Source organism: Streptomyces pimonensis (assembly GCF_041380215.1).
Classification (GTDB): Bacteria; Actinomycetota; Actinomycetes; order Streptomycetales; family Streptomycetaceae; genus Streptomyces; species Streptomyces pimonensis.
Genome location: NZ_JAHWZY010000061.1, coordinates 1 through 22,473, shown reverse-complemented (window position 1 = coordinate 22,473; position 22,473 = coordinate 1). Strand labels below are relative to the sequence as shown.

19 protein-coding genes and 1 pseudogene are annotated in these 22,473 nt (G+C 72.3%); 15 read left to right on the top strand and 5 right to left on the bottom strand.

Annotated features, from left to right (window positions below; translation table 11 throughout):
• Window positions 1-667: 667 nt before the first annotated feature.
• Entirely contained in the window at window positions 668-2,089 is a 1,422-nt protein-coding gene (locus tag KYY02_RS32250) for a Cys-Gln thioester bond-forming surface protein (protein ID WP_371244324.1), read from the top strand.
• Between the two features lie 149 nt (window positions 2,090-2,238).
• On the opposite strand, the gene KYY02_RS32245 is transcribed toward KYY02_RS32250, so the two are convergent.
• Window positions 2,239-3,003: a GntR family transcriptional regulator gene (locus KYY02_RS32245; RefSeq protein ID WP_371244322.1), complete on the bottom strand. Its 765-nt coding sequence runs from the start codon at window positions 3,001-3,003 to the stop codon at window positions 2,239-2,241.
• Window positions 3,004-3,374: 371 nt separating this feature from the next.
• Here KYY02_RS32245 and KYY02_RS32240 point away from each other — a divergent pair, with 371 nt between their 5' ends.
• The 4 genes from KYY02_RS32240 (at window position 3,375) to KYY02_RS32225 (ending at window position 8,057) form a co-directional block, all read left to right on the top strand.
• The gene (locus KYY02_RS32240; protein ID WP_371244319.1) at window positions 3,375-4,649 is read left to right on the top strand and encodes an extracellular solute-binding protein; all 1,275 of its coding nucleotides are present in this window, start codon (window positions 3,375-3,377) and stop codon (window positions 4,647-4,649) included.
• Between the two features lie 91 nt (window positions 4,650-4,740).
• Complete coding sequence (locus KYY02_RS32235) at window positions 4,741-5,727, top strand: carbohydrate ABC transporter permease (protein ID WP_371244317.1); 987 nt, start codon at window positions 4,741-4,743, stop codon at window positions 5,725-5,727.
• On the top strand, window positions 5,724-6,557 hold the full coding sequence (locus tag KYY02_RS32230) for a carbohydrate ABC transporter permease (protein ID WP_371244315.1): 834 nt from the start codon (window positions 5,724-5,726) through the stop codon (window positions 6,555-6,557). The genes KYY02_RS32235 and KYY02_RS32230 overlap by 4 nt, the downstream gene beginning before the upstream one ends.
• A 9-nt stretch (window positions 6,558-6,566) precedes the next feature.
• A complete protein-coding gene (locus tag KYY02_RS32225; protein ID WP_371244313.1) occupies window positions 6,567-8,057 on the top strand; it encodes a glycoside hydrolase family 3 protein in 1,491 nt (496 codons plus the stop codon).
• A gap of 21 nt (window positions 8,058-8,078) precedes the next feature.
• Here KYY02_RS32225 and KYY02_RS32220 read toward each other — a convergent pair whose 3' ends face one another.
• Entirely contained in the window at window positions 8,079-8,669 is a 591-nt protein-coding gene (locus KYY02_RS32220) for a YdeI/OmpD-associated family protein (RefSeq protein WP_371244311.1), read from the bottom strand.
• A gap of 270 nt (window positions 8,670-8,939) precedes the next feature.
• On the opposite strand from KYY02_RS32220, the gene KYY02_RS32215 reads away from it, so the two are divergent.
• The 9 genes from KYY02_RS32215 (at window position 8,940) to argF (ending at window position 19,584) form a co-directional block, all read left to right on the top strand.
• Window positions 8,940-9,335, top strand: coding sequence for a cell division protein SepF (locus tag KYY02_RS32215; protein ID WP_030824324.1), 396 nt, complete (start codon window positions 8,940-8,942; stop codon window positions 9,333-9,335).
• 75 nt (window positions 9,336-9,410) lie between these two features.
• Window positions 9,411-10,601: an ATP-binding protein gene (locus tag KYY02_RS32210; protein ID WP_371244309.1), complete on the top strand. Its 1,191-nt coding sequence runs from the start codon at window positions 9,411-9,413 to the stop codon at window positions 10,599-10,601.
• Window positions 10,594-10,968: a nucleotide pyrophosphohydrolase gene (locus KYY02_RS32205; protein ID WP_371244307.1), complete on the top strand. Its 375-nt coding sequence runs from the start codon at window positions 10,594-10,596 to the stop codon at window positions 10,966-10,968. The genes KYY02_RS32210 and KYY02_RS32205 overlap by 8 nt, the downstream gene beginning before the upstream one ends.
• Window positions 10,969-11,117: 149 nt before the next feature.
• Window positions 11,118-11,588 (top strand): DUF6099 family protein, encoded by a 471-nt coding sequence (locus KYY02_RS32200; RefSeq protein WP_371244305.1) that lies wholly within the window; start codon window positions 11,118-11,120, stop codon window positions 11,586-11,588.
• A gap of 403 nt (window positions 11,589-11,991) precedes the next feature.
• Window positions 11,992-12,915, top strand: coding sequence for an LLM class F420-dependent oxidoreductase (locus KYY02_RS32195; protein WP_371244303.1), 924 nt, complete (start codon window positions 11,992-11,994; stop codon window positions 12,913-12,915).
• A gap of 162 nt (window positions 12,916-13,077) precedes the next feature.
• Window positions 13,078-14,541 carry a 3' terminal RNA ribose 2'-O-methyltransferase Hen1 gene (locus tag KYY02_RS32190; protein ID WP_371244301.1) on the top strand — a complete coding sequence of 488 codons (1,464 nt, stop codon included), beginning with the start codon at window positions 13,078-13,080 and terminating at the stop codon, window positions 14,539-14,541.
• A complete protein-coding gene (locus KYY02_RS32185) occupies window positions 14,538-17,096 on the top strand; it encodes a polynucleotide kinase-phosphatase (protein ID WP_371244299.1) in 2,559 nt (852 codons plus the stop codon). The genes KYY02_RS32190 and KYY02_RS32185 overlap by 4 nt, the downstream gene beginning before the upstream one ends.
• 185 nt (window positions 17,097-17,281) lie before the next feature.
• Window positions 17,282-18,517, top strand: coding sequence for an arginine deiminase (locus KYY02_RS32180; RefSeq protein ID WP_371244296.1), 1,236 nt, complete (start codon window positions 17,282-17,284; stop codon window positions 18,515-18,517).
• Between the two features lie 59 nt (window positions 18,518-18,576).
• Window positions 18,577-19,584: an ornithine carbamoyltransferase gene (gene argF, locus KYY02_RS32175; protein ID WP_371244293.1), complete on the top strand. Its 1,008-nt coding sequence runs from the start codon at window positions 18,577-18,579 to the stop codon at window positions 19,582-19,584.
• 15 nt (window positions 19,585-19,599) lie between these two features.
• Here argF and KYY02_RS32170 read toward each other — a convergent pair whose 3' ends face one another.
• The 3 genes and pseudogenes from KYY02_RS32170 to KYY02_RS32160 form a co-directional block, all read right to left on the bottom strand.
• A complete protein-coding gene (locus tag KYY02_RS32170) occupies window positions 19,600-20,073 on the bottom strand; it encodes an ATP-binding protein (protein ID WP_371244326.1) in 474 nt (157 codons plus the stop codon).
• A gap of 273 nt (window positions 20,074-20,346) precedes the next feature.
• A complete protein-coding gene (locus KYY02_RS32165) occupies window positions 20,347-21,168 on the bottom strand; it encodes a PaaX family transcriptional regulator (protein ID WP_371244289.1) in 822 nt (273 codons plus the stop codon).
• Between the two features lie 35 nt (window positions 21,169-21,203).
• Window positions 21,204-21,457: pseudogene (locus KYY02_RS32160) on the bottom strand (AMP-binding enzyme); the annotation flags it as partial.
• A 410-nt stretch (window positions 21,458-21,867) separates the two neighbouring features.
• Between KYY02_RS32160 and KYY02_RS32155 the strand changes: the two are divergent.
• Window positions 21,868-22,353: an NUDIX hydrolase gene (locus KYY02_RS32155; RefSeq protein WP_371244285.1), complete on the top strand. Its 486-nt coding sequence runs from the start codon at window positions 21,868-21,870 to the stop codon at window positions 22,351-22,353.
• Window positions 22,354-22,473 lie beyond the last annotated feature (120 nt).

The window sequence follows — 22,473 nt, the reverse complement described above, 5'->3', positions numbered from 1 at the left end:
CCCGTCCGGCCCCGGGAGCGGCCTGCGCGGCGGCGGCCGGCGAGCGGCGGCGGGCCGCCCGGACCGGTGGCGGGACGGTTCGCGGCGTCACCGGGCCCGTACGGCCCGGTGACGGTGTCCACCCGTGCCCGTGGGCGCGTCGACCGGGAACCGATGATTTCCCTGTGGGGTCGCTCCGCCCGGACCACGCCTGCCCGGCGAAGCCACTTGATCCCTTGCTCGTGGACCCGTGAGGCGAACCACGGCCGAGTGACGCGTGGCGAGGACGCTTCCGGTCGGCGACGGCGGGAAGCGTTCGGTCCGGTGGAGTCGACGGATCCGGCCGAGCACCGGCCGGGGCGGTGATGCCGCCGTGGGAACGGGACGCGGTCGGCAGTCGCCTCTACCGAACAGTAAGTACGCAGACTTCACAGTGGAGTTGTGAAGAATGGATGGATGGGGACACTCCGGTCGCGGGAGGTAACGGTTCCGATTCGGAACGGCCGTACGGCGCCGGGAACGGAGGCCCGGAGCGCTTCCGTCCATAGGATCTGCGTGTGCTTGTCCAGCACTTGAGACAACTGGCGTGACTCTTCCATCACGCGTCACGTGTGAGCACATCTCGCGTGTCCCGTTGCGGGTCCCGCCGGAGGGGAAATCCGTGTTTGCTCTTCATTCCGCGTCCGCCATGACCGGGCGACGCACCACCGCACGACGTGTCGCCGCAGCGGCGGCCACGGCCGGCCTGCTGACCACGGGCCTGCTCGCCGGTGCGGGCGGCGCCGCCGCCGACGAGGGCGACGTCCACCACCAGGGGGGCGCGGTCGCCACTCTCGACGGCCTGAAGACGTACGACTCGGCACGTCTGGACGTCGGCGACGGCAAGACCAGGAACATCACCGCCGGCCTGTTCGAGATGAGCGTCGAGGGCAGCGGCCGTCTGCAGTCGTACTGCATCGACATCCACAACCCGACCCAGAGCAAGGCGAAGTACCTGGAGACCCCCTGGGCCCAGACCTCGCTCGGCGCCAACGAGAACGCCGGCAGGATCCTCTGGATCCTGCAGAACTCGTACCCGCAGGTCGACGACCTGACGACGCTGGCCCAGAAGTCGGGCGCCGAGGGGCTGACGGCCAAGACCGCGGCGGCCGGCACCCAGGTGGCCATCTGGCGCTTCTCGGACGGGGCGAAGGTCGAGGCCCGCGACGCGCAGGCCGAGAAGCTCGCCGACTGGCTCGAGGCCCAGGCCCAGAACCTCCAGGAGCCGAGGACCTCCCTCACACTGGAGCCCAACGCGGTCTCCGGCAAGGCCGGTGGCAAGCTCGGCCCGGTGACCGTGCGCACCGACGCCGGTCAGGTCTCCGTCGCCGCGTCCGCCGACGCCGCCGGGGCCGGCGTCAAGGTGACCGACAAGAGCGGCCAGGCCGTCACGTCCGCCGGTGACGGCGCCGAGCTGTACTTCGACGTTCCCGAGGGGACGGCCGACGGTTCGGCCTCGCTGACGGTCCGGGCGACCACCGAGATCCCGGTCGGCCGCGCGTTCGCGAGCCCCAGCAAGAGCCAGACGCAGATCCTCGCCGGCTCCAGCGAGTCCACGGTCACGGCCGACGCGACCGCGAACTGGGCCACCAAGGGCGCCATCCCCTCGGTCACGGCGGAGAAGAACTGCGCCGAGGGCGGCGTCGACGTCACGGCGAGCAACGAGGGCGACGCCCCGTTCACCTTCGAACTCGCCGGCGCCGAGCACACGGTCGAGCCGGGCGGGTCCAAGACGGTGACCGTCCCGGTCGACGAGGACGCGGCGTACGACCTCACCGTCGAGGGCCCGAACGGCTTCTCGGAGCGCTTCCAGGGCGTCCTGGACTGCAAGACCCAGGGCACCCCGGCCCCGGGGACCGGGACGCCGGGCACGGACGAGGACGCCCCGTCCTCGGCCCCCAGCCCGGCCGGCGGCTCCTCCGAGGACACGACCGGCGGCGAGGGCGACCTCGCGAACACCGGCAGCTCCAGCGCGACGCCGGTGATCGCGGGCATCGCGGTGGCCCTCGTGGCCGCGGGCGGCGCGGCGATGTTCTTCCTGCGCAGGAAGAAGGCGGCCACCGGGGAGTGACCGGCCGCTGACCCGACGGGCGGGCCCGGCACACGCGACACGCGTGCGCCGGGCCCGCCCGCCGTGGAGGCGGCGTGTCCAGGAGCGTCCTTCCGGTGCGGCGTCCCAACGTTCGTGTGATAAAGGGGTACTGAGCGAGAACCGCCCGGTCAGGGCCCCGGGCGCGTCAGTGTCGCGGTGAACCTGTAGCGCGAGCCCCGGTACACCGAGCGGACCCACTCGACCGGCGTTCCCGTCTCGTCCCGCGAGTGACGGGACAGCAGCAGCATCGGCAGGCCCACGTCCGTGGCGAGCAGCCCCGCCTCCCGCGGCGTCGCCGGTGAGGTCTCGATGGTCTCGTCGGCCTCCGTCGGCCGCACCCCGTACACCTCGGCGAGGGTGGTGTAGAGCGAGGTGCGGCGGGCCAGGTTGCGGCGCAGCCGGGGGAAGCGCCGGTCGGACAGGTGGGTCGCCTCGATCGCCATGGGCTCCCCGCCGGCCAGTCGCAGCCGCTCGATCCGCAGCACCCTGTCCTCCGGCTCCACCTCCAGCAGGGCCGCCAGCTCCGCGTCGGCGGCGACGTACCCGATCTCCAGCACCTGGGAGGTGGGGTGGAGCCCCTGCGCCCGCATGTCCTCCGTGTACGAGGTCAGCTGGAGCGTCCGGTAGACCTTCGGGCGGGCGACGAAGGTGCCCTTGCCCTGGATGCGGTCGAGCCGGCCTTCGCCGACCAGTTCCTGCAGGGCCCTGCGGATCGTGGTGCGGGAGGTGCGGAACTCGACGGCGAGCAGGCGCTCGGCCGGCATCGGGGCGCCCGGGGCGCGCTCGTCGGTCATCTGCAGTAACCGCTGCTTGATGCGGTAGTACTTCGGTACGCGCCCGATACGGCCCGGCGCCCCCGTGTCGGCCTGGGCGCTGCTGACGTCCGTGCTCATGACCTGCCTTCCGGCTGCGGTGTCCGGCGCGCGGACGGCAGGTGCCGGCCGCGGTGCACGTCGGCGGACGGCCGGGTTCGGCGCCGCACGCTCGGCGATCCCGTTATAACGGCGCGTTCTCATTTTGGTCTAGTCCAAGTGTCGACCCGTGCCCGTCCGGGCGGAGTTCCGTGTCCCGCCGGAGGGGTCGGAGCCGTTGTCCAGGCGTGAGTCCACGACCCTTGACAGGGTCATAGGTCTAGGCCAAGCTCCCCTTGCTGGTCTAAACCATTTAGAGGAAGCCGGGTCCCAGCCCGCCGAGCTGTCGCGCCGCTGCGGGGGTCGCCGCCGAGGGCGTGGGTGCGCAAGGCATTCCTGAGGAGGGGTGGCACGTGAAGCGCAAGCTGATAGCCGCGATCGGGGTCGCGGGCATGCTGTTCTCCGTCGCGGCGTGCGGCGGCGACGGCGACGGCGGCAGGAAGGCCGGCGCGGAAGGCTACGCCGGTGAGACGCTCACCGTGTGGGTGATGGACGGCTCCTCGCCGGACCAGTGGCAGAAGGACCTCGCCGCCGAGTTCGAGAAGAAGACCAGGGCGAAGGCCGAGTTCGAGGTCCAGCAGTGGAACGGCATCCAGCAGAAGCTGACCACCGCCCTGTCCGAGGAGAACCCGCCGGACGTCTTCGAGATCGGCAACACCCAGACCCCGGCCTACGCCAGGACCGGCGGCCTCGCCGACCTCACCGACCTCAAGTCGGAGATCGGCGGCGAGTGGACCGAGTCGCTCAACGAGTCGTCCGTCTTCGAGGGCAAGCAGTACGCGGCGCCCTGGTACTTCGCCAACCGCGTCGTCCTCTACAACAAGAAGGTCTGGGCGGACGCGGGACTGAAGGACACCCCCCGGACCCGCGACGAGTTCTACGACGCCCTCAGGACCATCGGCGAGAAGACCGACGCCGAGCCGATCTACCTGCCCGGCCAGAACTGGTACCACTTCGTCGGCCTGGTGATCGGCGAGGGCGGCGAGCTGGTCAAAGAGGAAGGCGACACGTACGTCTCCAACCTCGACGACCCGAAGGTCGCCGCCGCCGCGGAGACGTACAAGAAGTTCCAGGCCCTGTCCAAGGCCCCCAAGGACAAGGACGAGGCCACCCCGCAGCAGGGCGAGGTCTTCGCCAAGGGCAGGACCGGCGCGTTCATCGGCATGGGCTGGGAAGCCGGCATCGCGATCAAGGCCAACCCGGACATCGAGAAGGAGATCGGCTACTTCACCATCCCCGGTGCCACGGCCGACCAGCCCGAGGGCGTCTTCCTCGGCGGCTCCAACCTCGCCGTCGCCGCGGGCAGCGCGAAGCAGGACCTCGCCAGGGAGTTCCTGAAGATCGCGCTGTCCGACAAGTTCGAGGGCCGGCTCGCCAAGCTCAACGGCGTCATCCCCAACAAGGAGTCGCTGCAGAGCAACCTCGAGGGCAACGCCCCCGCCGAGGCCGCCGCGCCGGCCGCCGCCGTCGGCGGCACCACGCCGCTGATCCCCGAGTGGGCCGCCGTCGAGAACGCCCCCAACCCGATCAAGACGTACCTGACCGCCGTGCTGAACGGCAAGTCCCCGGCCGACGCCGCCAAGCAGGTCGAGGGCGAGTTCAACAAGCGCCTGGCGCAGCAGCAGTAGGAGGAGCGCACGCGCTCCGGCCGGAGCGGGGGCCGGCCGGAGCGACGGCCCCCGCTCCGCGTCGAGCACGCCGAGAAGAGAGATCGCGAGCATGACCGTGCAGACCGAACGGCCGCCCTCCGGCCCGGCGGACGTCCGCAAGGCGGACGGCGGGGGACCCGGCAGGCCCACACCGCGAGCCGCGTCGCGCGCCGGCGCGCTCGCACCGTACCTGTTGCTGCTGCCCGCCGTCGCGGCCACCGTGCTGCTGCTCGGCTGGCCGCTGCTGAAGGACCTGCTGCTGTCCTTCCAGAACCTCAACATGGCGCAGCTGATCCAGCACGTCACCGAGTGGAACGGCATCGACAACTACAAGGAGGTCCTCACCGGCGAGGACTTCTGGCGGGTCACCCTCCGCTCCCTCCTGTTCACGGCGGTCAACGTCGCCCTGACCATGGTCCTGGGCGCGCTGACCGGTCTCCTGCTCGCCCGCCTCGGCAAGCGGATGCGGTTCGTCCTGCTGATCGGCCTGGTGCTGGCCTGGGCCATGCCCGTGGTGGCCGCCACCACCGTCTACCAGTGGCTGTTCGCGCAGCGCTTCGGCGTCGTCAACTGGGTCCTGGACAGGCTCGGCTGGCACTCCATGGCCGACCACAGCTGGACCAGCAGCCAGATGTCGACGTTCTTCGTCATCACCCTGCTGATCGTCTGGATGTCCGTCCCGTTCGTCGCGATCAACCTCTACGCGGCGACCACCACCATCCCCGGCGAACTGTACGAGGCCGCCGCCCTCGACGGCGCCGGCGCCTGGCGCAGCTTCACCGCGGTCACCCTGCCGTTCCTGCGGCCGTTCCTCTACGCCACGACGTTCCTGGAGATCATCTGGATCTTCAAGGCGTTCGTCCAGGTCCTCACCTTCAACGGCGGCGGCCCCGACCGGCTCACCGAGATCCTGCCCGTCTACGCCTACGTCGAGGGCGTCGGCAACCAGCACTACGGCATGGGCGCGGCGATCGCCGTACTGACCATCCTGATCATGCTCGGCCTGACCGCCTACTACCTCAGGATCGTGCTCGAGCAAGAGGAGGACGAGCTGTGAAGCGCTCGCTCTTCGGCCGTCTGTGGCCCAACGCCACGGCCGTCGTCCTGTTCGCCGTCTGCGTCTTCCCCGTGTACTGGATGTTCGCCACGGCGTTCAAGCCCACCGGCGACATCATCTCGGAGAGCCCCGTCTGGTTCCCGACCGACGTCACGTTCGAACACTTCAGGACCGCGATCGACGCCGACCACTTCTGGACGTACGTCCGCAACTCGCTGACCGTCACCTGCCTGGCCGTCGTCTTCTCGCTGGTCATCGCGCTGGCCGGCTCCTTCGCCCTGGCGCGCATGCGGTTCAGGGGGCGGCGCGGCTTCGTCATCGGCTTCATGCTCGCCCAGATGGCGCCCTGGGAGGTCATGGTCATCGCGATCTACATGATCGTGCGGGACGCCTCCATGCTGAACAGCCTGGTGCCGCTCACGGCCTTCTACATGATGATGATCCTCCCCTTCACCGTCCTGACGCTGCGCGGCTTCGTCGCCGCCGTGCCCAAGGAGCTGGAGGAGTCGGCGATGGTCGACGGCTGCACCCGCGCCCAGGCGTTCCGCCGGGTCATCCTGCCGCTGCTCGCGCCGGGACTGATGTCCACCTCCATGTTCGGCTTCATCACCGCGTGGAACGAGTTCCCCCTCGTCCTGGTGCTCAACAAGGAAGCCGGGGGCGCGCAGACCCTGCCCCTGTGGCTGTCCAGCTTCCAGACCCAGTTCGGCGACGACTGGGGCGCGACCATGGCCGCCTCCTCCCTGTTCGCCGTCCCGATCCTGCTCCTCTTCGTCTTCCTGCAGCGCAGGGCCGTCAGCGGTCTCACCGCAGGCGCCGTGAAGGGATAACGCCACCCGATGACGACATTCACCACCGGTGCCGACACCCTCACCCGGGACGCGCTCGCCGTACTGCAGCCGGGTTTCGCCGGCACCACCGCGCCCGACTGGATCCGCCGCCGGCTGGCCGAGGGCCTCGTCTCCGTCGCCCTCTTCGGCCGCAACGTCACCACCGCCGAGCAGGTCACCGCCCTCACCGCGCGACTGCGGGCCGAACGCGACGACCTGCTGGTCGCCATCGACGAGGAGAGCGGCGACGTCACCCGTCTGGAGGTCCGCACCGGCTCCTCCTTCCCCGGCAACCACGCCCTCGGCGCCGTCGACGACACCGACCTGACGCGGGGCGTCGCCCGTGAACTGGGCCGCCGGCTCGCCGAGTGCGGCGTCAACTTCAACTGGGCGCCGTCCGCCGACGTCAACGCCGACCCCGACAACCCGGTGATCGGCGTGCGTTCCTTCGGCGGGGACACCGCCCTGGTCGCCCGGCACACCGCCGCCTACGTCGAGGGCCTGCAGTCCACCGGCGTCGCCGCCTGCACCAAGCACTTCCCCGGCCACGGCGACACCAGCGTCGACTCCCACCACGCGATCCCGCACATCGACCTCGACGCCACCACGCTCCACGAGCGCGAACTCCAGCCGTTCCGGGCGGCGATCGCGGCCGGCACCCGCGCCGTCATGAGCGCGCACATCCGGGTGCCGGTCCTCGACCCCGACCGCCCGGCCACGCTCTCCCGCCGCGTCCTCACCGGCCTGCTGCGCGGCGAACTCGGCTACCAGGGCCTGATCGTCACCGACGGCATGGAGATGCGTGCCATCTCCGGCACGTACGGACTGGAGCACGGGGTCGTCCTCGCCATCGCGGCCGGCGCCGACGCGATCTGCGTGGGCGGCGGGCTGTGCGACGAGGGCACCGTGCAGAGCCTCCGGGACGCGCTGGTCGCCGCCGTGCGCTCCGGCGAACTCCCGGAGGGGCGGCTCGCCGACGCCGCCGCCCGGGTGCGCGCCCTGGCCGGCTGGACCGCCGCCGTGCGGCGTTCCCCGGCCGCGGCCGTCGGACCCGAGCCGGAGATCGGCCTCGCCGCGGCCCGCCGCGCGGTGACCGTCACCCGCGCCGTCGGCTCCGCGCCGGTCACCGGACCGCTGTACGTGGCCACCTTCAACCCGGCTCCGAACATCGCCGTGGGCGACGAGACCCCGTGGGGCGTCGGCGCGGAGCTGGAACGGCTGCTGCCCGGCACGAGCACCGGCCACTTCACCGGCCCCGACGCCGGGGAGCGGGCGCTGAAGGCGGCGGCCGGCCGGCGCGTCGTCGCCGTGGTCCGCGACGAGCACCGGCACCCGTGGATGCGCACGGCCCTGGACACCCTGCTCGCCGCCGCCCCGTCCACCGTGGTCGTGGAGATGGGCGTGCCGCAGTCCCCGCCGCGCGGCGCCCCGCACATCGCCACGCACGGCGCGGCCCGCGTATGCGGTACGGCGGCGGCGGAGGCGGTCGTCGCGGGCTGACCCCGGACGCTCCGCACACCGTCACGGGTGGATCTTCTTCCCCTCGGCGAGCATGGCGACGAACTTCTCGATCCGGGCCGCCCGGGTCTGCGGCCGCTTGGCCTCCTCGACCCGGTGGAGGATCGCGTAGCGGTTGCGGCTGTCGAGGGCGCCGAAGAAGTCACCGGCTCCGGGCGCCGCGTCCAGCGCCGCCCGCAGGTCGTCGGGGACGGCCGCCGTGCTCTGGCTCGCGTACGCGGCCTCCCAGCGGCCGTCCGCCCGCGCCCGCTCCACCTCGCGCAGCCCGGACGGCCGCATGCGCCCTCGTTCGATGAGATCGAGGGCCTTCTGCCGGTTGACCGCCGACCACCGGCTGCGCGCCCGCCGCGGAGTGAACCGCTGGAGCCAGTGGGTGTCGTCCAGCTTCTTCTTGTGCCCGTCGATCCAGCCGTAGCACAGCGCCGACTCCAGCGCGGTCGCGTAGTCGATCCCGGTGATCCCGGAACCCTTCTTCGGGATCCTCAGCCAGACCCCGTCGACGTCCTCCTGGTGCTCCTCCAGCCACGCCTCCCAGTCCTCCTGCGTCCCGAAGGCGACCACGGGACCCACCACACCGTCCGCTTCACCAGCCATGCGCCCATGCAACCGGCCCCGACGGGTTCGGGTCAACGCGGGCGCACAGCACGGCGGTCGGACGAGTCGGCCGGGCGGATCCGGCCCACTCACGAGAGCTCCCCCGCGAGCGGCGCGGTTCCGGCGGCGGGCCGGATGTCCCGGGGCCGCCGGGGCAAACGTCACCTTGTGCGAGCGCCACGATGGCGGACCGTGTCGTTATTGGGCCGAACGGGTGACCATGAGTAAGAATTGCCCGATGCAGACAGTCAGCGCGACAGGGGACGGAGCATGCCGGTGAACAGCCACGACGTCACCGACGAACAGTGGGAGGGGCTCGCCCAGGTCGTTCCGCTGCGGGGCCGCGACGCGTGGCCGTCCGCGGTGGGCCATCGCGCCCTTCCCGAGGCCGCGACGGAGGCGCGCCGCCGCTTCGTCGTCCTGCGCGTGAACGTGTTCGCGGACGCCCGCGACGTCGCCGAGACCCTCATGTCCGGCATACCGGTCCTGCTGGACCTGACCAGCGCGGAGACCGAGGTCGCCAAACGGGTCCTGGACTTCAGCACGGGCGTCGTCTTCGGCCTGGCCAGCGGAATGCACCGGGTCGACCGGAACGTCTTCCTCCTGACCCCGGCCGGCACGGAGGTCACGGGGCTGATGGAGGGGGTGGGGGTCCCGGGCGCCTGAGCCCGTCGCCCGATCGTGGGAAGGCCCGCCGAGCGGAACGGTTCGCCCCGCACCGGACCCCTTAGCGTCTGGCCCATGACCACCCCTGCCTCCCCGCCCCGCCCGGCCACCGCCCCGTCACCCGCGCCCCCGGCCTCCGGCGGGCGCCCCCGGCTGCCGCGCGTCACCGAACTGCGGTTGTCCGCCTTCGCCGGTCACCGCGGTGTCGGCCTCCCCCTGGGAGCGCTCACCCTGCTCGCCGGGCCCAGCGGCAGCGGCAAGACCACCGCCCTGCGGGCGTACGAGGCGCTCGCCCGGCTCGGCGGCGGGGCCGAGCTGGGGGAGGCGTTCCCGGAACCCGGCACCTGTGTGCCGGAGCGGGCCCGCGCCGACGCCCAGCGCCGCCGGGGCTTCCGCATCGGCTGTACGGCCGACGGTCCCGAGGGGCCGGTCCGGCTGGAGGTCGCCGTACAGGCCGAACCCGGGCTGCGGATCGTGGGGGAGCGGCTGACGGCCGACGGGGTGGTCCTGCTGGAGACCGCCCTGCGCGACCCCGGCCGGCGCACCGTGCAGGCGGCCTGGCACACGGCCGGGGCGGCCCCGGTGACCCGCGCTCCGCTGCCGGACGACCGTCTCGGCACCGCCCTGCTGCCGCTGCGCGTCGCCGGCAAGACGCCCGGCCAGCGCAGGGTGCTCGCCGCCGCCGAGCAGATGGTGGTCGCGCTGCGGTCCGTCTTCCCCTGCGACCCCCGCCCCGAGCGGATGCGGGACCCCGTCCCGGCCGGCACCGGACGGCTGCTCGGCGGCTGCGACAACCTCGCCGACGTCCTGTGGCGCACCCGCGCCGAGTGCGGACGCCGGCACGCCCTCCTCGTGGACGCGGTGCGCGCCGGATGCGCGGGGCCGGTCACCGACCTGCTCGCCGAGCCGTACGACGCCGGCCGCCTGGTCCGCGCCCTCGTCGACCGGGGTGACGGCACCCGTACCGAGCTGCGGCGCCTCGGCGACGGCGAGCTGCGGTACGCCGCGCTCGCCCTGGTACTGCTCACCGGCCCCGGCGTGCTGGAGGTCGACGCGCCCGGAGAGGTCCCCGCCGCGCTCCAGACCCTCACGGTCCTCGCCGACGGGCTGGACCGGGCGCTCGATCCGGTGCAGCGGGGCGAACTGCTGCGTCTGGCGGCACGGATGTGCGAGCGCGGGCACATCCGGCTGGTGGGGGCGGTGAGCGACGCCTCCTGGGCGGCGGGGCTGAGCGGGGTGACGGTGGTACACCTGGACCGTGACTGATCCCTACGACGCCGAGCGCCCCCGTGAGCCCCTCGGGCTCGCGGAACTCCAGCACCGGCTCGCCGAGTTCGCCGCCGCGCGGAACTGGCAGCCGTACCACACCCCGAAGAACCTCGCCGCCGCGCTCAGCGTGGAGGCCTCCGAACTCCTCGAGATCTTCCAGTGGTCGACTCCCGAGGAGTCCGCCCGCGTCATGGACGACCCCGACACCGCGCACCGCGTGCGTGACGAGGTGGCCGATGTCCTCGCGTACCTGCTCCAGTTCTGCGAGGTGCTCGGCGTCGACCCGCTGACCGCGCTGGCCGCGAAGATCGACCGCAACGAGCGCAGGTTCCCGGCGGGAGAGCCGTTCGGTCACTCTCCGTGAGGGAAAAGTGGGCCGCGTCCGCATCGTTGTCCGAAGATTTCGGTCTTCCTCTGGCTTTTTGTCTCACACTCCCTCACTCTGGGTAGTGAACAGGGGAGTTCAGCGGATGCGGACGCGTGGGCAGCGCGTCGGACGGACGGGGGCAGCGCATGGACGCTGTGCGGCTCATTGTGACAAGCAGGCGTTCCCTGGCCGCGGGCGGCGGCGTACGGGAGCTGCTGGCCGAGGTGTGGCGGGCGCAGGCCCTGGCGCAGGCGATAGGGAGCCGCCTCGCCGTCGTCGGACCGCCCGAACTGCGGGGCGAGGCGCTGGGGTTGACCGAGCTGGCGGGCCGTGGCTGCGGAGTGCTGGACACCCCGGAGCTCGGTCCGGACGAACTGTGCGCGGCCCGGCTCACCGAGCTGGGCGAACCCTGCCCGGTCCTGATGCACCTCGGCGGTCTGCTCGGCGAGGTCGGTATCACCCTGGTGGGCATCGCCTGCTCCGCGGACGACGAGGCGACGTACTGGCAGTGCATGGAAGCCATCGACGCGGCGGACGAGTCCCGCGACCGCGTCCTGGAGATGATCCGCAAACTGACCTCCCACGACGAGGCCCTACCGGAGTGGGAGACCGGCTGACCCCCTCGCCGTCTCCGCGGGCGGTCGTGCCTCCCCCAGTGCCCTGAAGGCCGGGGAGGCGCCCCTCGGAGCGGCGGGGAGGGCGGTGGGGTACACCTGCCGCTCATGAGGGCCCTCCCGCTCGAGCGAGGCCGGGAGCGGGGGAGAAGCCGAGAGGGGGAGGCGTTCCGTCGGCGCCGGGCCGCGCGAGCGCCCTGCGGCCCTCCGGCGCCGGGCATCCGGTGCGAGCCGGGGCGCGCACACCGCCCCGGCTCGCACCGGCACCGCAGATCCCGCGGCGCGCCGGGCCGCAGGTACGTCCCCGCAGGCGCCGGGGCGCAGACACGCCCCGGCCCGCACCGACGCGGCGCACCCGTGCGGCGCTGAGCTGCGCGAACCCGGCGGGACCGTGCAGGATGGAGCCATGGATCTTCGCATCTTCACCGAACCGCAGCAGGGCGCCACCTACGACACCCTCCTCACCGTCGCCAAGGCCACCGAGGACCTCGGCTTCGACGCCTTCTTCCGCTCCGACCACTACCTCAGCATGGGCTCCTCCGACGGACTGCCCGGCCCCACCGACGCCTGGATCACCCTGGCCGGCCTCGCCCGCGAGACCAAGCGCATCCGGCTCGGCACCCTGATGACCGCCGGCACCTTCCGCCTCCCCGGCGTGCTCGCCATCCAGGTCGCCCAGGTCGACCAGATGTCCGGCGGCCGTGTCGAGCTGGGGCTGGGCGCGGGCTGGTTCGAGGAGGAGCACAAGGCGTACGGCATCCCCTTCCCCAAGGAGAAGTTCGCCCGCCTCGAGGAGCAGCTGGAGATCGTCACCGGTCTGTGGGCCACCGAGACCGGCAAGACCTTCGACTACCACGGCACCCACTACGACCTCACCAGGTCGCCCGCGCTCCCCAAGCCGACCCAGTCCAAGGTGCCGGTCCTCATCGGCGGCCACGGAGCGACCCGCACCCCGCGCCTGGCAGCCCGGTTCGCCGACGAGTTCAACATGCCCTTCGCCTCCGTCGAGGACACGGCCCGCCAGTTCGACCGGGTGCGCGACGCCGCCCGGGAGGCCGGCCGCGACCCGGGCGACCTCGTCTACTCCAACGCCCTCGTCGTCTGCGTCGGCAAGGACGACCAGGAGGTCGCCCGCCGCGCCGCCGCGATCGGCCGCGAGGTCGACGAGCTCAAGGCCAACGGCCTGGCGGGCTCCCCGGCCGAGGTCGTCGAGAAGATCGGCCGCTACGCCGAGGCCGGCGCCGGCCGCATCTACCTCCAGGTCCTCGACCTGCACGACCTCGACCACCTGGAGCTGATCTCCACTCGGGTCCAGTCCCAGCTGTCGTAACACGAGCACCGCACCCCGGGGGGCCGTCCGTACGCACGGGCGGCCCCGCCGCATGCGCCCGTAAATTCCCGGGGCGTTCCGGGCCGTTCCCGGTACGTTGGCACCACACGCCCGAATCCTGCGTGTACCCGCAGCTCAGAAGGTGCTCGAGGTGCAATCACCGTGTTCCTGACGATCAGTACCACCGGCTCCCCGCAACGTCCCGCGACCGACCTCGGTTTCCTGCTGCACAAGCATCCCGAGAAGGCGCAGGCGTTCTCCACGTCCTACGGCACGGCCCACGTCCTCTACCCCGAGGCGGACGCCGAGCGCTGCACGGCGTCGTTGCTGCTGGAGGTGGACGCGGTGGCACTGGTCCGGCGCGGCAAGGGCAGGGGCCGCGGCGGCGCCCCCGACGCGGCACTCGCGCAGTACGTCAACGACCGCCCGTACGCGGCGTCCTCCCTGCTCGCCGTCGCGCTGAGCGGCGTCTTCTCCAGCGCGATGCGCGGCGTGTGCGCCGCCCGCCCGGAACTGCCCGCACAGCCGCGCCCCCTGCGTGTCGAGGTGCCCGCGCTGCCCGCCCGCGGCGGTCCCGGACTCGTCCGCCGGCTCTTCGGACCGCTCGGCTGGACGGTCACCGCCGAGCCCGTGCCCCTGGACGCCGAGTTCCCCGAGTGGGGTGACTCGCGGTATGTGCGCCTGGTCCTGGAGGCGGAGACGCTCACCCTCTCCGAGGCCCTGCGTCACCTGTACGTCCTGCTTCCCGTCCTCGACGACGCCAAGCACTACTGGGTCTCCCCCGACGAGGTCGACAAGCTGCTGCGCGCCGGTGAGGGCTGGCTGCCCGCGCACCCCGAGCAGAAGCTGATCACCAGCCGCTACCTCTCCCGCCGCTGGTCGCTGACCCGCCAGGCCATGGAACGGCTGGAGCTGGTCCGGCTGGCCGAGGCGGACGACAGCGAGGTCGAGGAGATCGACAACGCCGTGGCGGCGGAGACCGAGTCCGAGGAGAGGCCGACCCCGCTCGCCGCGCAGCGGCGGGAGGCGATCCTGGCCGCGCTCCGCGCCTCCGGCGCCGCCCGGGTGCTCGACCTCGGCTGCGGTCAGGGCCAGCTCGTCCAGGCGCTGCTCAAGGATCCGTCCTTCACCGAGATCGTCGGCGTCGACGTGTCGGTGCGGGCGCTCGCCATCGCCTCCCGACGGCTGAAACTGGACCGCATGGGGGAGCGGCAGGCGGCGCGCGTCCAGCTCCTCCAGGGATCGCTGGCCTACACCGACAAGCGGCTGGGGGGTTACGACGCCGCCGTGCTCAGCGAGGTGATCGAGCACCTCGACCTGCCCCGGCTGCCCGCCCTGGAGTACGCGGTGTTCGGCGCGGCCCGCCCCCGCACGGTCCTCGTGACCACCCCCAACGTGGAGTACAACGTGCGCTGGGAGACCCTTCCGGCCGGCCACGTCCGGCACGGTGACCACCGTTTCGAGTGGACCCGCGGGGAGTTCCGCGCCTGGGCGGCCGCGGTGGCCGAACGCCACGGGTACGTGGTGGAGTTCGCATCCGTCGGACCGGACGACCCCGAGGTCGGACCGCCCACCCAGATGGCCGTGTTCACGGCCGGCACCGTGAAGGAGGCGAAGGCCGCATGACCGCCACCGCCGTGACCCCGCGACCGCGGGGCCGCGCCCTGCCCGTCACCGACCTCTCCCTCGTGGTGCTCGTCGGGGCCTCCGGGTCGGGCAAGTCCACCTTCGCCCGCCGCCACTTCAAGCCCACCGAGGTCATCTCCTCCGACTTCTGCCGCGGCCTGGTCGCCGACGACGAGAACGACCAGAGCGCGTCGCGCGACGCCTTCGACGTGCTGCACTACATCGCCGGCAAGCGGCTGGCCGCCGGCCGCCGCACCGTCGTCGACGCGACCAACGTGCAGCAGAACGGCCGCCGGCAGCTGATCGAGCTGGCCAGGAAGCACGACGTCCTGCCGATCGCCATCGTGCTCGACGTGCCCGAGCAGGTGTGCGCCGAGCGCAACGCGGCCCGCGCCGACCGCGCCGACATGCCCCGCCGGGTCGTCCAGCGCCACACCCGCGAACTCCGCCGCTCCCTGCGCCATCTGGAGCGCGAGGGCTTCCGCAAGGTGCACGTGCTGCGCGGCGTGGAGGAGGTCGAGCACGCCACCGTCGTCACCGAGAAGCGGTTCAACGACCTCACCCACCTCACCGGCCCCTTCGACATCATCGGCGACGTCCACGGCTGCGCGGCCGAACTGGAGGCGCTGCTCGGCGAACTGGGGTACGTCGACGGCGTGCACCCCGAGGGCCGTACGGCCGTCTTCGTCGGCGACCTCGTCGACCGCGGCCCGGACAGCCCCGGCGTGCTGCGCCGCGTGATGGCCATGGTGAAGGCGGGCGACGCGCTGTGCGTGCCCGGCAACCACGAGAACAAGTTCGGCCGCCACCTCAGGGGCCGCAAGGTCCAGCACACCCACGGACTCGCCGAGACCATCGAGCAGATGGACGGCGAGAGCGAGGAGTTCCGCGCCGAGGTGCGGGAGTTCATCGACGGACTGGTCAGCCACTACGTCCTCAACGGCGGCCGGCTGGTGGTCTGCCACGCCGGCCTGCCGGAGAAGTACCACGGCCGTACCTCCGGCCGGGTCCGCAGCCACGCCCTCTACGGCGACACCACCGGCGAGACCGACGAGTTCGGTCTGCCGGTGCGCTACCCGTGGGCGGAGGACTACCGCGGCCGGGCCGCCGTCGTCTACGGCCACACCCCCGTCCCGGAGGCGACCTGGCTCAACAACACCATCTGCCTGGACACCGGCGCCGTCTTCGGCGGCAAGCTCACCGCGCTGCGCTGGCCGGAGCGGGAACTGGTCGACGTACCGGCCGAGCGGGTCTGGTACGAGCCGGCCCGCCCGCTGCGCAGCGGGGCCCCCGGCGGCCACGAGGGCCGGCCGCTGGACCTGGCGGACGTGCACGGGCGCCGCTTCGTCGAGACCCGGTACCACGGCCGGATATCGATCCGCGAGGAGAACGCCGCCGCGGCGCTGGAGGTCATGAGCCGTTTCGCGATCGACCCGCGCCTGCTGCCGTACCTCCCGCCGACGATGGCGCCCACCGCCACCTCGCACCTCGACGGCTACCTGGAGCACCCGGTCGAGGCGTTCGCCCAGTACGCGCGGGACGGCGTGGGCCGGGTGGTGTGCGAGGAGAAGCACATGGGCTCCCGTGCGGTCGCCCTGGTCTGCCGCGACGCCGACGCGGCCGCCGGGCGCTTCGGCGCCGGCGGAGGGGAGACCGGCTCGCTGTACACCCGCACCGGCCGTCCCTTCTTCGACGACACCTCCGTCACGGAGGAGGTCCTCGGCCGGCTGCGCACGGCGGTCACCGAGGCCGGCCTCTGGGACGAACTCGACACCGACTGGCTGCTGCTGGACGCCGAACTGATGCCGTGGTCACTGAAGGCCTCGGGCCTGCTGCGCTCCCAGTACGCGGCGGTCGGCGCCGCCTCCGGCGCGGTCTTCCCGGACGCCCTGGCGGCCCTGGAGGGTGCCGCGGCCCGCGGTGTGGACGTCGGGGACCTGCTCGGGCGCCAGCGTCAGCGGGCCGGCTCCGCCTCGGCGTTCACCGACGCGTACCGCCGCTACTGCTGGACCACCGACGGCCTGGACGGCGTCCACCTGGCCCCGTTCCAGATCCTCGCCGTCCAGGGCCGCAGCCTCGCCGCCCTGCCCCACGACGAGCAGCTCGCCCTCGTCGACCGCATGGTCGAGCACGACACCACCGGACTGCTCCGGACCACCCGCCGCCTTTACGTCGACACGGCCGACCCCGAGTCCGTGCGCGCCGGAGTCGACTGGTGGCTGGAGATGACCGGGCGCGGCGGCGAGGGCATGGTCGTCAAACCGGTCGGCGCCCTGGTGCACGAGGCGAAGGGACGCCTGGTGCAACCCGGCGTCAAGTGCCGGGGCCGCGAGTACCTGCGGATCATCTACGGCCCCGAGTACACCCGTCCGGAGAACCTGGCCCGTCTGCGCAACCGCTTCCTCGGCCACAAGCGCTCCCTCGCCCTGCGCGAGTACGCCCTCGGTCTGGAGGCCCTGGAGCGCCTCGCCGGGGGCGAGCCGCTGTGGCGGGTCCACGAGCCGGTCTTCGCCGTGCTGGCCCTGGAGTCGGAGCCGGTGGACCCGCGGTTGTAGTGGACGGACGCGCGTCACGTCCCGGTCCGGCGGGGGCACCGCACGCCCAGCCCGGGCCGGGACGGCGCACGCCGGTCCCGCACGCGGGCCCCTCCGGGGCGCGGCGGCCGGCGGAGGCGGATTTCCGGGACCCGCCGCCCCGGGGACAGGGGTGAACCCGCGCCCGGGCGGTCAGGATGAAAGGCATGACCTACCACGTCGACTCCGAGGCCGGCCGGCTCCGCCGCGTCATCCTGCACCGGCCCGACCTCGAGCTCAAGAGGCTCACCCCCAGCAACAAGGACGCCCTGCTCTTCGACGACGTGCTCTGGGTGCGCCGGGCGCGCGCCGAGCACGACGGGTTCGCCGACGTCCTGCGCGACCGCGGCGTCGTCGTCCACCTCTTCGGCGACCTGCTCTCCGAGACGCTGGACCTCCCGGAGGCCCGCGCGCTCGTCCTGGACCGCGTCTTCGACGAGAAGGAGTACGGTCCACTGGCCACCGACCACCTCCGCGCCGCGTTCGAGGCGCTCCCGGCGCCCGAGCTCGCCGAGGCGCTGATCGGCGGGATGACCAAGCGGGAGTTCCTGGACGCCCATCCGGAGCCCACCTCCGTGCGCTTCCACGCCATGGAGCTCGACGACTTCCTGCTCGGCCCGCTGCCCAACCACCTCTTCACCCGCGACGCCTCCGCCTGGATCTACGACGGCGTCGCCATCAACGCGATGCGCTGGCCGGCCCGGCAGCGCGAGACCGTGCACTTCGAGGCGATCTACCGGCACCACCCGCTGTTCCGTGCGGAGCCCTTCCACGTCTGGTCCCAGGGGCAGGCCGACTACCCGTCCACCATCGAGGGCGGGGACGTGCTGGTCATCGGCAACGGCGCGGTGCTGATCGGGATGAGCGAGCGGACCACCCCGCAGGCGGTGGAGATGCTCGCACACAAGCTGTTCGCGGCCGGCTCCGCCGAGACCATCGTCGCCCTCGACATGCCGAAGCGCCGCGCCTTCATGCATCTCGACACCGTGATGACGATGGTCGACGGGGACACCTTCACCCAGTACGCGGGCCTCGGCATGCTCCGCTCGTACACCATCGAGCCGGGCGTGGGGGACAAGGAGCTGAAGGTCACCGATCACCCGCCGGAGCACATGCACCGCGCGATCGCCGCCGCGCTGGGGCTCAGCGGGATCCGGGTGCTGACCGCCACCCAGGACGTCCACGCCGCCGAGCGCGAGCAGTGGGACGACGGCTGCAACGTCCTGGCCGTCGAGCCGGGCGTCGTCGTCGCCTACGAGCGGAACGCCACCACCAACACGCACCTGCGCAAGCAGGGCATCGAGGTGATAGAGATCCCCGGCAGCGAGCTGGGCCGGGGCAGGGGCGGGCCACGCTGCATGAGCTGTCCCGTCCAGCGGGACGCGGTGGAGAGGGTCGTATAGAAATACAAAACTTCGTATACACTTCCAAGGGTTCGTGTCCCCCATCCCTGGAGCACCCCATGGCGACTGTCCCGACCGCCCTCGCCGGCCGCCACTTCCTCAAGGAGCTGGACCTCACCGCGCGGGAGTTCCTCGGCCTGCTGGAGCTGGCCGCCGAACTGAAGGCCGCCAAGCGGGCCGGGACCGAGCAACGGTACCTGCGGGGCAGGAACATCGCCCTGATCTTCGAGAAGACCTCGACGCGCACGCGCTGCGCGTTCGAGGTGGCGGCCGCCGACCAGGGCGCCTCGACGACGTACCTCGATCCGTCCGGCTCGCAGATCGGCCACAAGGAGTCCGTGAAGGACACCGCGCGGGTGCTGGGCCGGATGTACGACGGGATCGAGTACCGGGGGGACAGCCAGGCCAAGGTGGAGGAGCTCGCGGCGTACGCGGGGGTGCCCGTCTTCAACGGGCTCACCGACGACTGGCACCCCACCCAGATGCTCGCCGACGTGCTCACGATGACCGAGCACAGCGCCAAGCCGCTCACGGACGTCTCCTTCGCCTACCTCGGCGACGCCCGCTTCAACATGGGCAACTCCTACCTCGTGACCGCGGCCCTGCTGGGCATGGACGTCAGGATCGTCGCCCCCGGGACCTACTGGCCCGCCCAGGGGATCGTCGACCGGGCGCGGGAGCTGGCCGCGTCGAGCGGGGCGCGCGTCACGCTCACCGAGGACGTCGCCGAGGGCGTCGCGGGCGCCGACTTCGTCGCCACGGACGTCTGGGTCTCCATGGGGGAGCCCAAGGAGGTCTGGGACGAGCGGATCGAGGCCCTCGCCCCGTACGCGGTGACCATGGACGTCCTGCGCGCCACCGGCAATCCGGACGTCAGGTTCCTGCACTGCCTGCCCGCCTTCCACGACCTCGGCACCGAGGTCGGCCGGGAGGTCTTCGAGACCCACGGCCTCACCTCCCTGGAGGTGACCGACGAGGTCTTCGAGTCGGCGCACTCGGTGGTCTTCGACGAGGCGGAGAACCGTATGCACACGATCAAGGCGGTCCTGGTCGCGACCCTCGCCTGAGCCCCCGCACCCCGCTCAGACGGGGCGCCGCCGGCCCGGCAGCCGGAACCACACCGCCTTGCCGGACTCGGTGGGGCGGTGACCGCAGGACGAGCTCAGGGTGCGGATCAGCAGCAGTCCCCGCCCGTGCTCCTGCCAGGGGTCGGGCACACCGAGGACCGGGCGGGTGAGGTCGCGGGGAGGCTCCGGGTCGGCATCGTGCACCTCGACCTGACAGCCGGTCGGCAGCAGTCGCACCACCAGCTCTATCGGGGTGCTCCCGGAGGTGTGCTCCACGGCGTTGGCCACCAGCTCCGCCGTCAGCAGCTCCGCCGTGTCGCAGTCGGCGGAGTGCTCCCGCTCGGCCAGCGCCGTACGGACCAGCGCACGGGCCACGGGCACCGCCGCGGTGGTGTGCGGCAGCGCTACGCGCCAGGAGGTGGAAGTGGGGGATTCGTACACGCCGGGTCCGTTCGTGGAGCGGGTGCTTCCGCTTTTTCGGCTGCCCATGGTACGGCGCGTCCGGTGCGGCCCTTCGAGGGGGCGGGCCCCGAGGCCCGGCCGGGGCGACCGGCCCCGTCCGCCCGTGCCCGGCAGCCCGGCGGCGGTGGTCCTGCCCGTGCCCGGCAGCCCGGTGAGCCGGACGGCTGCCCGGGGCCTCGCCGTGGTGGTCATGCGCAACCGTCCTCTCTTCCCCGTCCGCCCTGTGACGCGAGGGAGGCCGGGCGAGGAGAAGACGAGAGGACGGGACGAACGAACCGAGACTCGCTGAGGGGCGGACCGCTACAGGCCGACGAACACCGCCCCCGCGTCCCGCAGCCGCTCGTGCAGGGAGCGGAAGACGGCCGCCGAGCGGGTGCCCGGCCAGTCGGCGGGAAGCAGGGCGGCGGGCAGGCCGGGATCGGCGTAGGGGAGGTGGCGCCAGGAGTCCAGGGCGAGGAGGTAGTCGCGGTAGGCCTCATCGGGCGGGGTGTCCGCGCGCCGCTCCCAGGCGCGCAGCACCCGGGCGTGCCGGTCCAGGAACGCCTCGTGCTGCTCGGCGATCCGGGCCAGGTCCCACCAGCGGGTGACCGCCTCGGCGGTGGGAGTGAAGCCCAGGTGTTCACCGCGGAAGAAGTCGACGTAGGCGTCGAGCCGCAGGCGTTCCAGGGTGTGCCTGGTCTCCTGGTACAGCCGTGCGGGGGCGATCCACGCGCCGGGGGCCACCGTGCCGAAGCCGAGACCGGACAGCCGGGAGCGCAGGACGTGCCGCTTCTGCCGTTCGGACTCCGGGACGGAGAACACGGCGAGCACCCAGCCCTCGTCCGCGGGAGGATCGGTGGCGTACACGCGCCGGACGCTGTCGTCGAACAACTGGCGGGCTCCGGGAGACAGCTCGTACCCGGCCGCGCCCTGTTCGGTACGCGCGGGGACGAGCAGGCCACGCCGCTTGAGCCGGGACACCGAGGAACGGACGGACGGGGCGTCCACACCGACCGCGGCCAGCAGCCGGATCAGCTCGGCGACGGGCACCGGGCCCGGGACGCAGCGGCCGTACGCGCCGTAGAGCGTGACGATGAGAGATCTCGGAGCGTGGGGGGCCTGCTGGTCGGACACGTTGATCATCTTAAGTCGTACGGGGACGGCGGGGTTTCCCGGCGTCACGCACGGTCCTCCCCGCTCCCGGCGGGAGCGCGGAGCCGGAACCGCTGGAACCTGCCGGTGGCCGTGCGGGGCAGGGCGTTTGCGGACACGATCTCCCGCGGGCACTCGTACGGCGCGAGCTCGGACCTCACCAAGGTGCGAGGCGCCTCGGCGTCGCGTTCCGCACCCGCCTTCAGGACTGCGTACGCCCCCGCCACCTGGCCGCGCGCCTCTCCGCCCGCCCGACCACCGTCGCCTCGACGACGTCCGGGATCCACCCGAACCGGCTCGATCCCGCACTCCGCCCGGAGTTCCGGTTCGGGCTGCAGCACCGTCTCGACGAGGGACTGCGCTTCACCCCCGCCCGCGATGTCCGTCGCGCGGTCACCCGGGCCTGTCGGGTGCCCGTCGTCGGCCTCCTGGACCGGGACGAAACCGGCTGGCGCGACCGCGTCGCACCGCTGGGACCCGACGGGCGGCGCCACGGCTGCAACGCGGTCGCCTTCCGCCTCATCGCGGACACCCGCTTCGCCCCGGAGCACCTGCTCATCACCGATGGTCCGTGGGCCGACCGGTATCCGCGCGGCACCTGGGACCTGTCGGCCCCTGCCGAAGACGACTGGGCCGGACGGCAAGAGCCCTTGAGGCTTGTCCGCAGACGAGGCCGGAAAGCATCAACGGGTGATTGACCGCATGACGGAACCGTTGGTCGCCGATGACCACGGAAATGCCTTGATCGTCTTCAGCCGCGGCGCAGAAGGTGTTGTTCCTACGGATGCGCCGATGCCCGCCGCCCTGGTCGCCCTCTGGCACGACGGCAGGGTCCTCATGGTCTTCGACCGGTTCCGGCAGTCCTGGGAACTGCCCGGAGGGGTGATCGAACCCGAGGAAACTCCTCACCGGACGGCCACGCGCGAGCTGCTGGAAGAGACCGGCCAGAGTCCCGATGATCCTCTGCGGTTCGTGGGCTACGCGGGGTTCGTGCTTACGCCCGACCGGCACGTCGAATACGCCGCGCTGTTCACCGGCCACATCACGAATCCCCGCAGCTTTCGTGCGAACGATGAGATCTCGGCCATCCACTGGTGGGACCTCCACAAGCCCCTTCCAGGCCGCGTCCAGCCACTTGACGCATACCTGGCCCAGCTCACACAGGACCCAAGTTGAAGGCCGCGAAGAAGAACGGCCCATTCCGTGAACAGGCAGGTCAAGTGCATGACCCAAGTGGGAGACCGACATAACCGTCGAAGAAGGTCGCACCGTCGCACGGCAGGCTCCAGCCCTGCG